The following is a 12,254-nucleotide window of genomic DNA, read 5'->3' on the forward strand; positions in this document are numbered from 1 at the left end:
CCGGCCTCGGCGTAGCGGACTGGGCAGATCGGACTGGTCACGCGGGGGGTCAGAACCCATGGCGCCGGAGTTTCCGACCCGCGCCTCTGGACAAAAGCGCCTTGCCTGCGCCATCAAGACGCAAGCAGGACAAAAGGCGCGCTATGGACATTGCACATCTGAGTGACCGGATCTTGAACGCGGACCGTCGGGCGCTGGCGCGGGCGATCACCCTCGTGGAAAGTGCGCGCGCCGATCACCGTGTGGCGGCGGATGATCTGTTGTCCCGGCTTGCCGCCAGCGGCCGTCAGTCGCTGCGGATCGGTCTGTCCGGGACACCGGGCGTCGGCAAGTCCACATTCATCGAGGCCTTCGGAATGATGCTGATTGCCAAAGGGTTGCGGGTGGCGGTGCTGGCCGTGGATCCAAGCTCCGCACGCTCCGGCGGCTCCATTCTGGGTGACAAGACACGAATGGAGCGGCTGAGCCGGGAGCGCAGCGCCTTCATCCGGCCCAGCCCGAGCCAGAGCCATCTCGGGGGGGTCGCACGACGAACCCGGGATGCCGTGGCGCTCTGTGAGGCGGCGGGGTTTGACGTGGTTCTGATCGAGACGGTGGGGGTGGGGCAGTCGGAAACCGTGGTCTCGGAGCTGTCGGACCTGTTCCTGTTGCTTCTGGCGCCTGCCGGTGGGGATGAATTGCAGGGGGTGAAGCGCGGCATCATGGAGATCGCGGACCTGATTCTTGTGAACAAGGCCGATGGCGATCTGAAGGCGACAGCGACCCGGACCTGCGCCGATTACGCAGGGGCGCTGCGGCTGTTGCGCAAGCGCCCGCAGGATCCCGAGGGCTTTCCCAAGGCGCTGACTGTTTCGGCGCTGGAGGAGGCCGGGCTGGAGCAGAGTTGGGAGGAGATCCAGGCGCTCGCCAACTGGCGGCGCGAGAGTGGCCATTGGGACCGCAACCGGGCAGCGCAGGCGCAATATTGGTTTGCCGAGGAGGTGCGTCAGGCCTTGCTGGCGCGGTTGGAAACCCCGTGGGCCAGGTCCCGGATGGCCGAACTGTCGTCGGCTGTGGCCGATGGGCGCCAGACGCCGCAGGCCGCCGCCCGGGACCTGTTGGCCGGTTTGGGGGTCTGAAAGCCGGCTGAGGTTCCGACCCTTCGGCGGTGACTGGCGACCATGGGGGGCTTGGAAAACCTGTGGTTGCGGCACGGAAATCCTGTATGACAGGGCCAGCCGGTGGAAGATGGGTCTGGGATGTCATGGGAATATGGGCGAGCGCGCCACAAAAGCGTCGCATATGGCTTGACCATCCCGATGATTCCTCCTAAACGCATCCAACCAGTTTTCGGGCGCAGCCAATGGCAGCGCCCTTGTAATTTGGCGACTGATTCGAGTGGGCCAGGCAGGCCCCGCGAGGATCGGGACGCCGCAGATACGAAGGATAACACCATGTCGCGCCGTTGCGAACTGACCGGAAAAGGCCCGATGACTGGCAACAATGTCAGCCACGCTAAAAACAGAACCAGACGGCGGTTTTTGCCGAACCTGAACGATGTCACCCTGCAGTCCGAGACACTCGGTCGTGGCGTGAAGCTGCGCATTTCCGCAGCGGCTCTGCGTTCGGTGGATCACCGTGGCGGTCTGGATGCTTTCCTGGCGAAAGCCAAAGACGACGAACTGTCTGACAGCGCTCTGAAAATCAAAAAAGAGATCGCCAAGGCGCAGGCCGTACAGGCCTGATCTCTTTCGGCCCTGCCTGAAGATCTTTTGGACCGCCGTGCGTGTAACGCCTGGCGGTCTTTGCGTCTGCGTGCTGAGCTTTTGTCTAGGTCGGCCACGCCCTAGGTTCGGCCCCAGATAAAACCCGTCCGTGTTCAAAGCCCAGCCTCAAGAAACCAGCCGCGCGAAACTGGCCTCAGGAAACCGGCCTCACGAAAACAGAGCGACACTTTGCCCCGGCCCCATCGCTTGGGACTTGAGGCCTGAGCCGCTTCCTGTGATATCTGGCGGCGATGATCCTGTTTCGACGCTATATCGGCCTCATTCTTGCGGCAGCGATTCTGGTCACCGGTCACAGCGCCCTGGCCGGCCGGTTTGCGCGGGACGCAACCGGGCAGGTTGTCCTGTGCACGGGCAGTGGCCCGGTCAGCGTCCGTGTCGACGAAGACGGCAACCCCACGGGGCCACCGCATTTCTGCCCGGACTGTATCACCCATCTCCTTGACCTGGTTCAGGATCGAACCGCAGCGCCAGCCCCCTGTGGCGCCCTGCGGCAGGCGATATACCCGGCTCCGCGCGCGCAGTGGTGCGTCGCGTCTGAGCGCTCGGCCCGCGCGCGCGCGCCGCCGCAGGTTTGATCCCACAGGTTTTCGATCTGAACGGCACCTCTGTGCCGGGTCAACACTCCCCATTTCTCAAGGAGACATCCGATGTCTTTCAAATCCTTCGTTCTGTCCGCTGTGACCACTCTTGCTCTTGCCACGTCCGCCTCGGCCGAAATGGCACATATGATGGTCGCGGACGCCTATGCGCGCGCATCAAACAAGATGGCGGGCGCGGCTTTCATGGAAATTATCAACCACACAGGCGTCGATGACCGCCTGATCGACGTCCGGTCCGACGTGGCCAAGCGTGTTCAGCTCCACACCCACAAGGAAGACGCCAATGGGGTGATGAAGATGATGCATGTGGAGGCGGGCTTTGCCATTGCGGCCGGTGAAACGCACCTCCTGCAGCGGGGCGGCGATCACGTGATGTTCATGGGCCTCACCCGCGAACTGAAGGACGGCGACATGGTCAATGTGACGCTGGTCTTTGACAAAGCGGGAGAGGTTGCCGTTCAGATCCCCGTCGATATGGAGCGTCAACCGGATGCGGCGCATGGTGGCCACGGCTCTCATGACGCCCACGACGGTCATGAGGATCACAGCAGCCATTCCAACTGACGGGACCACGGAATTCAATACTGCACAGCCCTGCGGGATCGTGGGGCTGTTTGCTTTGGCGGCCTCTGTGTCGACCGACCTCAGGACCGACAGCGCCGGGAGGTCGGAATATCATATCGGAGGCCCCTCCTATGCGCAAAGGCCGGGCACGGAGGACTTGCAAGACATGGGACTTTGATGGCTGTCTCGACGGGCTGGAGGCTGCCGCGGGGGGGGGCTGCACCGTAAACTGGCTGCGAGATGAATTGGCGCGAGATTCGGGGCGCGAGATTCCGGCTGTCAGCTGTCGATCACGCACAATTCTCCGGCAAGCCAGGGCAGCCGGTTGATGGCCGGTGTGATCATCTGACTTTGCACCAGACGCCGCATGGTTCCGGCGACTTCTACGGGGACTGTATCGGGCCAGTCGGATTGGGAAAAAAGCGATATCCGCCGCGAGAAACCGGTGAACGGCAGCGCAAAGACGTCGATATCATCATGGAAACGCAGCGCCCGCATATAGCCGAGCGGTGTGGTGATGGCCCAACCGATCCGGCGCGCGACCATTGCCATCAGGGCAAGATGTGACCCGATTTCAAACCGGTCGTCAAAATCGACCTTGTTGCGGTTGAGGTGAGATTCGATCTGTTGCGAGATCAGTTGATCCCGGGCGTAGCGCAGCAGCGGCAGGTGGTTCAGCTGGTTGCCCATATCGTCCGGATCGGTAATGCAGCCGCGCGGCGCGACAAGTATGAAGGGATCCTCGACCAGCGGATATTCGGTCACCGTGTTGCGCAACTCGCCAGTCGAGGCGGCAATTCCGATATGCAGCTCTTTATTTTCCATCCCCCGGTAAATGTCGTGGCTGGAGGCGGTGACCATTTTGAAGCGGCATTTGGTGAGGCTATCGGCAAGAATGGTGGCCAGCCGGGGGGTCAGATCGTTGTCGAAATCATCGATCAGCCCCAGAGACAGGGCCGGGAGGTGCGACAGGTCCATGACCGTCAATTCGCTCTGGGCCAAGCGCAGTTCGCTCAGCACCGCTTGTGTCCGTGTCAGAAAATTGCGCCCTGCAGCCGTCAGAACCATCGGTCTGCGACCGTGATCGACTAGATCAGACCCGAGCGCTTTTTCAAGATTTCGAAGTTGTTGACTTACAGCAGGCTGGCTGAGGCCAGTGATATATGCCGCCTGCGCGACAGATCCGGATTTCGCCAATGCTTCAAATACTTCGAGCCCCCGAAGTGTGACGCCTTTCATAAGCATGTATAGGCTCCAAAAAATTATAATTGCAAACTCCGTCACATGAAACTTATGCCGGGGTGAGTTGTTGCACTCGGAACCATGTGGGTTTCCCCACAAACATACAATAATACTTGATCTTTATTTTTATTTTATTGGTTTGAAAAGAGAAAATTCGTATTCTGGAAAATTTGGCTGCCAAATTTGGCTTTCCAAAATGGAATTATGCGAATGCCCGAAAAATTAACTATTTAGATTCGGTCGGGTCCCACCGCAATTTCAGCCGCAATTTCAGCCGCAAATACGCTCCGCATCGGTGCCGAATACCTGATATTTTCGCCACAGCGCTTCGTCCCGGTTTCTGACAGACTGGCGGGCCTCCTGGGCGCGGTGGGGATCTTCAAACCAGGAGGCTACTGTGCGCTGTTCCGAGCGGGTCAGCCGTTGCTCGGCAACCTGTCCGATACAGTGGCAGAGGCGCGTCTGAGCCGCGCCGCGCGAGGAGCTGAGACAGGCGCGCTCGATCGTGCCGGCTTCGGCGATGGAGGAGGTCAGCGCGGCGGTGAGGCAGGCGCAGATGCACAGAACACGAGATGAACGAAACACGGGACCAACACTCTCCATATTGCAAGACGCGCAACCGCGCCGGATTTGGCGCCCATATTCCATATTTCGAAGGGTGAATTCAATGCTCGGGGCCGGTGTCGGCCCTGCTGTGCCGCAGGGTCACCACCGGGATGCCTTTTGTAGAGCACGAAGCGCATGATCCACCTTGACCAAAGGCAAAATCCCAATCATATGCGCTTGCATGACAGAGCTCTCAAAGATCCGCAATTTCTCCATCGTCGCTCACATCGACCACGGTAAATCCACGCTTGCTGACCGCCTGATCCAGTCGACAGGGACGGTGCAGGATCGCGACATGAAAGAGCAATTGCTCGACGCGATGGATATCGAGAGGGAGCGGGGCATCACCATCAAGGCGAACACCGTCCGTATCGACTACGAAGCCGACGATGGTGAGCACTATGTGCTGAACCTCATCGATACGCCCGGTCACGTCGACTTTGCCTATGAGGTGTCGCGGTCCATGCGTGCGGTTGAGGGCTCCCTGCTGGTGGTCGACTCGACGCAGGGTGTGGAGGCGCAGACCCTGGCCAACGTGTATCAGGCCATCGACGCCGATCATGAAATCGTTCCTGTCCTGAACAAGATCGACCTGCCAGCATCGGAATGCGACCGGGTGGCCGAGCAGATCGAAGATGTCATTGGCATCGATGCGTCGGATGCGATCCGGGTCTCGGCAAAGACCGGCATCGGCATCAAGGAAACGCTCGAAGCGATTGTCACACGCCTGCCTGCGCCGACCGGCGAACGCGATGCCCCGCTTCGGGCGATGCTGGTCGATAGCTGGTATGACGCCTATCTCGGTGTGATCGTGCTGGTGCGGATTATGGACGGCGTTCTGAAAAAGAACGATCAAATCAAGATGATGCAGACCGGTGCGCGCTACGGTGTCGACCGTATCGGCGTGTTTCGCCCCGCGATGCAGGTGGTCGACGAATTGGGGCCGGGCGAAATCGGCTTCATCACCGCGTCGATCAAGCAGGTGCGCGACACCAAGGTGGGGGACACGATCACCCACGAACGCAAAGGCGCCGAAACAGCCCTGCCGGGCTTCAAGCCCTCTGTGCCGGTGGTCTTCTGTGGCCTCTTCCCGGTCGACAGTTCCGAGTTCGAGGACCTGCGGGATGCGATCGAGAAACTGGCCCTGAACGATGCGTCTTTCTCCTACGAGATGGAGACGTCGGCGGCGCTGGGGTTCGGTTTCCGCTGCGGCTTCCTCGGGCTCTTGCATCTCGAAGTGATCCGCGACCGGATCGAGCGCGAATATAATATCGACCTGATTACGACGGCCCCGTCGGTGGTGTATCACCTCTTCATGAAAGACGGGGAGATGCTGGAATTGCACAACCCGGCCGACATGCCGGATCTGTCAAAGGTGGATCACCTCGAAGAGCCTCGGATCAAGGCGACCATCCTGGTTCCGGACGACTATCTGGGCGATGTGCTGAAGCTGTGCCAGGACCGCCGCGGTATTCAGATGGACCTGTCCTATGCCGGGTCTCGCGCCATGGTTGTGTACGATCTGCCGCTGAACGAGGTGGTTTTTGACTTTTATGACCGGTTGAAGTCGGTCACCAAGGGCTATGCGTCTTTTGACTATCAGATGATTGGCTACCGCGAGGACAATCTGGTCAAGATGTCGGTTCTGGTGAACGATGAACCGGTGGATGCGCTTTCGACCATGGTACACCGGGACCGGGCAGAGCAGCGCGGCCGGGCGATGTGCGAAAAGCTCAAGGATCTGATCCCGCGCCATATGTTCAAGATCCCGATCCAGGCCGCCATTGGTGGCAAGGTGATCGCACGGGAAACGCTGTCGGCATTGCGCAAGGATGTGACCGCCAAATGCTACGGTGGCGATGCAACCCGAAAGCGCAAGCTGCTGGACAAGCAGAAAGCGGGTAAAAAGAAGATGCGCCAATTCGGCCGGGTCGAGATCCCGCAAGAAGCCTTTATCTCGGCGTTGAAAATGGATGATTAAGTAGGAGGCCCGCATCAGCGGGCTTCGTTTTATCATCTGATCAAAAAAACGATTATTTCGTTTCCTCGGGAGTCGAATTGTCGGGATGCGGCGTGTCGAGAGCAGCAGGAGTGAAATTCTCCTCCGCTCGCGGGATCATGCCTGAATCAGATCGGCCCTGAATCAGATCGGCCCTGAATGAGATTGAGCATGAGTGGGATTTGACGCGAATTGACCGGAAATGAGCGGGCGTCCGCATCAATTCGGTCCTGCGGGGGGATTCTACGCGGTAATACGATCCTGGGTGGGTCCGGTGAGGCATTCGGAGTGGCCGGGCGGCTTTTCTATCTTTTAACTGGTCTCACCGGTGGTCTGCGGATTTGAGAAAAAATGCGGGGTGAACAATCGCGCGCGCTGGCGGAGCGGGGGCCGCGCTCCACATCTGGCGTTTTGAAATGTAAGGCGGCCGCTGTCGTTTTGGCAAAGAGGCTCACAGGACCGGCCCCGTCCTCCTTGCGACTTTGAATAGCCCGGGCGGTTCGGCGGGGGACAAAATCCGCCATCCCGCGCCGCGCTGCCAATATTCGGAAAACCCCACCTGTGCGTCATCTCTCGCGGGAAATGGGGGGGAGGCGCTTGCTGCGGAGCCTTGATCAGAGAGAGTTCTGAACGTTCTGCGCCGTGTTGGAGATTGCTTGTCCGGCCTGTTGCAGGTCGCGACCCGCCCCCTTGGTGGTTTCACAGGCTGCGAGACTCAGGATCATTAATCCAAAAAGAAGCGGGCGGATCATGGGCGGTGTTTCTCCGTTATGGGATCGGTCGGGCACCCGAAGCTGCTCCGTGTTCGCATAAATCTCTGATTGGCCGGAAAATGGCAAGCGGGATCAGTACAGATCCCCTGGTGTGATTTCGCGGTCGCAGCGACGTTTTGGCGATGCTTTATCGCCCAAAGGTTGTATGAGTGAGGTAGCATTTATGTGGGTTGGTGGCGCGGGACCGGTTGGTCGCGAAAGACAGGAGTGAAAGGTCAGGGCGTTGTACCAGCACGCCAGAGGCCGAAAAGCCGGGCGACATGCTGGCCGAAAAGCCGGGCCATATAGGGCCCGGGTCGGGGCCCTGGAAACAGACCCGCGTCGCAGGGCAGAATGCCCGGGAAAACACCCACACGACGATTGGAATGCTACTGGAGTGCTACGGGAGGTTGCACATGGATTATGTCCTTCAAAGGGAACGTCTTGAGACACGTCTCAGCGCGCTGTCCGCAGGGGTCCTTGCCGGGCAGGGGATTGCAGCATTGACGGAGGGGTCTGCGACCAACCGGGGGACACGTCTCGGCGCGATCCTGACGGCGCTCGACCGGCTGGAGACAGGCGAATATAGCTATTGCCGGATCTGTGGAGCGGATATTTCCGCCGATCATCTGATTGCCCATCCGGAGACCCCGTTCTGCGAATCCTGCTTTGGATGACAGGCTCTGCCTGACAGCGTGAGGTCGGGGGCAAGTTCAGATAGCCCGGGTCCAGGGAGCCCAAGTTCAGGGTGGGCGAGACCAGGGAGTCCAAGCGATCGGGCGGCTCAGCGCGTCTCCGGGTGAGGCAGCGTGACCATGTGCCGCCCGGCGCAGCAGAGGTGGCGATATCCCAGCGATAAATCGACGGTGGCTGCAGGGAGAGCGGCATTTCACAGGTGCGCCAGGGGCACATTGCGTGGCATTGCATCAAAGGGGGCGTTGCCGTGCCGGGCACAATGTGGCAGAACCGCGTGCAAATGCCTGAACATATAGAGTTTAGCAGATGACTGATTTCTCCGAGCGCCGCCGAATGATGGTAGACACCCAGATCCGACCGGCTGATGTGACCAAATACCCGATTATCGAAGCGCTTCTGGCTGTCCCGCGCGAGAATTTCGTGCCCGACTCTCAGGCCGAAGTGGCATATGCCGATCAATGCGTCTCGTTGGGGCAGGATCGGGTTGTGCCCGAGCCGCGCACGCTGGCCAAGATGCTGGATGCGCTGGATGTCCGCGCGGACGAGCTGGTGCTGGACGTGGCCTGCGGTCTGGGCTACTCGACCTCGGTCATTGCGCGACTGGCGCAGATGGTGATCGGCGTCGAAGAGGACGAGACATTCGCATCAGATGCACAGCAGTCGCTGTCCGACAGCAATGCCGACAATGCCATCGTGCATCAGGGGCCGCTGGTGGACGGGGCGGCCGAGCACGGCCCATATGATGTGATCATCATCGAAGGGGCAGTTGAAGTTGTGCCTGAGGGCCTTCTGGCGCAGCTCAAGGACGGCGGCCGGATCGCGGCGTTGTTCATGTCCGGCGCATTGGGAGAGGTCAGGATCGGCTACAAGAGCGGTGATCGAATCTCCTGGCGTTTTGAATTCAATGCAGGCGCGCCGGTGTTGCCTGGTTTTGCCAAAGCGGCTGAATTCGCGCTCTAGCTGCCTCCGAAAGTGTCGTGTGCCCGTGTTTTTGAGTGGTAATTCAAGGCTGCCCCTTTTCAACTTCATGTGACATTCACATATGTCAGTCGCAATGACACCGTAAAATGGGTCCGAAGACCCCAAACAGACTGAGGCGACAGTATGCGAGGACAACTAATTTCGAAACGGATCAAGGCTTTTGCGGCGCTTGGCGTTCTGACCGCTGCTGCGGTTAACGCGTCCTTGGTTCGGGCCGATAATGTGACCGACGCGATGATCGGGGCGTATAATTCAAGCGGGCTGCTGGAACAGAACCGGGCGCTGCTGCGGGTGGCGGACGAGGGAGTCGCGGTTTCCGTGGCGGGGTTGCGGCCTGTTGTCTCGACCGCCCTGTCGATTGCGCGGGACTACAACCGGACTGGCCTAGATGCCGCCGGTGCACGATCCAGCCATAGTACCGGTGCTTCTGTCAGCCTCAGCCTCAACTGGCTCCTGTTTGACAACGGGGCAACTCAACTGGATACCAAGGCGGCACAGGAGACCGTTCTGGCCACCCGCCAGACCCTGCTCGATGTGGAGCAGCAGGTTCTGTTCGCCGCGGTCCAGGCCTATGTCAACGTGCTGACACAGCAGGACACGGTGGCCTTGCGGCAGAATAACCTGCGTCTTCTGCAGGAAGAGCTGCGCGCCGCGAACGACCGGTTCGAAGTGGGGGAAGTCACCCGCACGGACGTGGCGCTGGCCGAAAGCCAGGTGGCCGAGGCACGTGCTAATCTGACCGACGCACAGGGCGATCTGCTCGCGGCGCGGGCGACCTATGAAGAAGTGGTCGGACGCGCCCCCGGTGCTGTCAATGCCTACCCACCGCTGCCACGCCGGTCGGCAAACCTTGATGCGGCTCAAGCACTTGCGCTGCGCGGTCATCCGAGCCTGCGGGCCCAGCAGCATGCGGTCAAAGCGGCTCAGTTGACGGCTGATAGCGCGCTGCGGGACATGGGGCCTTCGGTCAGCTTTTCTGCCAGCGCATCGCATGGCGATGTGCACGGCAGCAATGCGGAGAGCGACAACTTTGATCTGGGCCTGACATTGTCCCAGACCATTTATGCGGGCGGCGCGCTTGCGGCGGCCCGTCGGATTGACTTGGCGCGGCTCGATGCCGAACGGGGGGCCTTGTTGTCCACACAGCGCAGTATCACCAGCAACACCGCAAGCGCCTATACCGCCTTCGAGACCTCGGCTGCGAGCCTGGTGTCGTCGAACGAACGGGTACGGGCCGCGCAGGTCGCTTTTGATGGGGTCCGCGAAGAGGCAACCCTGGGGTCCCGGACCACATTGGACGTCTTGCAGGCCGAACAAGAACTGCTGGACGCACAGACCGCACGCCTGCAGGCGCGGGCAACTCAGGCGCTGGCGGCCTATGATCTGCTGCAGGCGCAGGGGCTGTTGACGGCTGAGAACCTCAATCTGGCGGTCGAACGCTACGACCCTGAAATCTATTACAATCAGGTACGGTCTGCCCCTGCCTTCGTGACCAAACGGGGTCAGGATCTGGATCGTGTGCTCAAGGCACTGGGAAAGAACTGATAATCCTAGGTTACTGTTGTGTGAATGGTGCAAGCTGGCTAAGCTTGCCGCAAGAGGTGAGCTTGGCCATAAAAAATGTCTGAACCCGTTACACATGCAGAAATCGAAGACGTCCTGTCGTCGATCCGTCGTCTCGTGAGTGAGACAGGGCGGTCTGACGGCGAAACCGGCGCGGCCAAAGCCTCGCCTTCCGCCAGCTCTCGCCTGGTGCTGACACCGGCCCTGCGGGTCCCGGCGCAGGAGGATATCTCCGAAACGGCAGAGCCCCCAGAGAAAGACCTGACTGCTGCTGCAGCCCGTGCAGCTGCGGTAGGGCCGCTCGATTCTGTGCAGAATTCTGTGCAGAACTCCGGGGAGGCTGCGGAGTCTATAGCGCAAAGCAAGCCACGGACTTTGATGGCAAAGAGGCCTGCGGGGGCGTCGGAAAACGACCTGGCCAGCAGCCCGGCCGCTGATGATACGACCCCCTTGGTGCCTGAAACGTCGCCAGCGTCTGATGCCCGGATTTCGCACGGATCGCGGGGCAGGGATGCTCCGCAGGCTGCCACAATTCATGATTTGCACGCCTCAGTAAAGTCATCCCCGACACAGTCCGCCCCAGAACAGTCTGAATCGGTGGAGAGGCAGATCTCGCCCGAACCGCTGGAGGTCAACGAAGATCGGATTGCCTCGGATGAGGCCCCGTGGCGCGACCCCAATGCGCGGCTCTATGATGCCGCGCAATCCGACGCCGCGGCGGCTCAGGCCGACGCCGCGCAGCAAGACCGGGATCAGGCGGTCTCCGCTGCGGCGACTGTGGAGGCAGAAGAAGAGGCACAAGCACCGCGTGAACGCCTGTCCCGTGTGGCAGCTGTCGTGCGTAGAATTGCCGAGCTGGAAACGGCGGAACGGGCCGAGGCGAGCCAGCGCGCTGACCCAGCGGTCGGGCCCAAGGTGCCGGAGATGAACGAGGATGAGATCGAAGCGGTTCCGCCGAGCGGGCCTGCGGTCGAGACCATCCAGTGGGAAGATCATGTATCGGCTGGCGACAGCGCTGCGGCAACCGTGGCAGAGGATGACCAGACGCTGGAAAATGCGCAGGCCCTCGCGCAAGAGGCGGCGGAAGATGTTGCCCTTGAGGCACTGGACGCAGAGGATGGGTTCCTCGACGAGGACAGCCTGCGGGATCTGGTGGCAGATATTGTCCGGGAGGAGCTGCAGGGGCCTCTGGGGGAGCGGATCACCCGAAATGTGCGCAAGCTGGTGCGGCGCGAAATCCAACGGGCACTTGCCGCGCAGGATCTGATCTGACCTCAGCTGCGTCTATATCCCTGTGCTTTCGGGCGAAGATATGGGAATTGCGCCGTTTTTCCGACTGATAGATTGCAATCCGCACCGGGTGTTCTCCCGCCCACGAGCCGTGCTTTCCACAGAAAGCCCGCCCTGCGGTTGGGCCGGGCAGCGGGCAGGCCCGCTGCCAGTTGCGCCCGGCTTCTGATCTGGTCGCGGATGCCCTGACACCTGC

Annotated in this window: 12 protein-coding genes; 9 read left to right on the forward strand and 3 right to left on the reverse strand. The window is 60.6% G+C overall.

Translation table 11 applies throughout. From position 1 onward, the window contains the following. Window positions 1-143 precede the first annotated feature (143 nt). From meaB to FGE21_RS00960, 4 genes are all read left to right on the forward strand, one after another. Window positions 144-1,118: a methylmalonyl Co-A mutase-associated GTPase MeaB gene (meaB, locus tag FGE21_RS00945; RefSeq protein WP_139660881.1), complete on the forward strand. Its 975-nt coding sequence runs from the start codon at window positions 144-146 to the stop codon at window positions 1,116-1,118. A gap of 315 nt (window positions 1,119-1,433) precedes the next feature. Next, on the forward strand, window positions 1,434-1,724 hold the full coding sequence (rpmB, locus tag FGE21_RS00950) for a 50S ribosomal protein L28 (RefSeq protein WP_139660882.1): 291 nt from the start codon (window positions 1,434-1,436) through the stop codon (window positions 1,722-1,724). Window positions 1,725-1,996: 272 nt separating this feature from the next. Beyond that, window positions 1,997-2,341, forward strand: a complete 345-nt coding sequence (locus FGE21_RS00955) for a hypothetical protein (RefSeq protein ID WP_139660884.1) — start codon at window positions 1,997-1,999, stop codon at window positions 2,339-2,341. Between the two features lie 72 nt (window positions 2,342-2,413). Further along, window positions 2,414-2,929, forward strand: a complete 516-nt coding sequence (locus tag FGE21_RS00960; RefSeq protein WP_139660886.1) for a copper chaperone PCu(A)C — start codon at window positions 2,414-2,416, stop codon at window positions 2,927-2,929. 279 nt (window positions 2,930-3,208) lie between these two features. Here FGE21_RS00960 and FGE21_RS00965 read toward each other — a convergent pair whose 3' ends face one another. Continuing rightward, a complete protein-coding gene (locus FGE21_RS00965; protein ID WP_139660887.1) occupies window positions 3,209-4,174 on the reverse strand; it encodes a LysR family transcriptional regulator in 966 nt (321 codons plus the stop codon). 267 nt (window positions 4,175-4,441) lie between these two features. After that, a complete protein-coding gene (locus tag FGE21_RS00970) occupies window positions 4,442-4,756 on the reverse strand; it encodes a hypothetical protein (RefSeq protein WP_255731199.1) in 315 nt (104 codons plus the stop codon). A gap of 202 nt (window positions 4,757-4,958) precedes the next feature. On the opposite strand from FGE21_RS00970, the gene lepA reads away from it, so the two are divergent. Continuing rightward, window positions 4,959-6,758: a translation elongation factor 4 gene (gene lepA, locus FGE21_RS00975; protein WP_139660889.1), complete on the forward strand. Its 1,800-nt coding sequence runs from the start codon at window positions 4,959-4,961 to the stop codon at window positions 6,756-6,758. 632 nt (window positions 6,759-7,390) lie between these two features. Here the strand turns inward: lepA and FGE21_RS00980 are convergent. After that, the gene (locus FGE21_RS00980; protein ID WP_139660891.1) at window positions 7,391-7,528 is read right to left on the reverse strand and encodes an entericidin A/B family lipoprotein; all 138 of its coding nucleotides are present in this window, start codon (window positions 7,526-7,528) and stop codon (window positions 7,391-7,393) included. 416 nt (window positions 7,529-7,944) lie between these two features. Here FGE21_RS00980 and FGE21_RS00985 point away from each other — a divergent pair, with 416 nt between their 5' ends. From FGE21_RS00985 to FGE21_RS01000, 4 genes are all read left to right on the forward strand, one after another. Next, window positions 7,945-8,205 carry a conjugal transfer protein TraR gene (locus FGE21_RS00985; protein ID WP_139660892.1) on the forward strand — a complete coding sequence of 87 codons (261 nt, stop codon included), beginning with the start codon at window positions 7,945-7,947 and terminating at the stop codon, window positions 8,203-8,205. A gap of 325 nt (window positions 8,206-8,530) precedes the next feature. Then, window positions 8,531-9,184, forward strand: coding sequence for a protein-L-isoaspartate O-methyltransferase (locus FGE21_RS00990; protein WP_139660894.1), 654 nt, complete (start codon window positions 8,531-8,533; stop codon window positions 9,182-9,184). 144 nt (window positions 9,185-9,328) lie between these two features. Beyond that, window positions 9,329-10,750, forward strand: coding sequence for a TolC family outer membrane protein (locus tag FGE21_RS00995; protein WP_139660896.1), 1,422 nt, complete (start codon window positions 9,329-9,331; stop codon window positions 10,748-10,750). A gap of 615 nt (window positions 10,751-11,365) precedes the next feature. Then, window positions 11,366-12,040: a hypothetical protein gene (locus tag FGE21_RS01000; protein WP_139660898.1), complete on the forward strand. Its 675-nt coding sequence runs from the start codon at window positions 11,366-11,368 to the stop codon at window positions 12,038-12,040. Window positions 12,041-12,254: the final 214 nt, after the last annotated feature.

This window comes from Phaeobacter sp. B1627 (assembly GCF_006265095.1).
Classification (GTDB): Bacteria; Pseudomonadota; Alphaproteobacteria; order Rhodobacterales; family Rhodobacteraceae; genus Epibacterium.

Bases quoted from the DNA above. Each gene is read 5' to 3' on its own strand.
- FGE21_RS00990 (WP_139660894.1), top strand. From the start codon at position 8,531: ATGACTGATTTCTCCGAGCGCCGCCGAATGATGGTAGACACCCAGATC.
- FGE21_RS00985 (WP_139660892.1), top strand. From the start codon at position 7,945: ATGGATTATGTCCTTCAAAGGGAACGTCTTGAGACACGTCTCAGCGCG.
- FGE21_RS00995 (WP_139660896.1), top strand. From the start codon at position 9,329: ATGCGAGGACAACTAATTTCGAAACGGATCAAGGCTTTTGCGGCGCTT.
- meaB (WP_139660881.1), top strand. From the start codon at position 144: ATGGACATTGCACATCTGAGTGACCGGATCTTGAACGCGGACCGTCGG.
- FGE21_RS00955 (WP_139660884.1), top strand. From the start codon at position 1,997: ATGATCCTGTTTCGACGCTATATCGGCCTCATTCTTGCGGCAGCGATT.
- FGE21_RS00980 (WP_139660891.1), bottom strand. From the start codon at position 7,528: ATGATCCGCCCGCTTCTTTTTGGATTAATGATCCTGAGTCTCGCAGCC.
- FGE21_RS00965 (WP_139660887.1), bottom strand. From the start codon at position 4,174: ATGCTTATGAAAGGCGTCACACTTCGGGGGCTCGAAGTATTTGAAGCA.
- lepA (WP_139660889.1), top strand. From the start codon at position 4,959: ATGACAGAGCTCTCAAAGATCCGCAATTTCTCCATCGTCGCTCACATC.
- rpmB (WP_139660882.1), top strand. From the start codon at position 1,434: ATGTCGCGCCGTTGCGAACTGACCGGAAAAGGCCCGATGACTGGCAAC.
- FGE21_RS00960 (WP_139660886.1), top strand. From the start codon at position 2,414: ATGTCTTTCAAATCCTTCGTTCTGTCCGCTGTGACCACTCTTGCTCTT.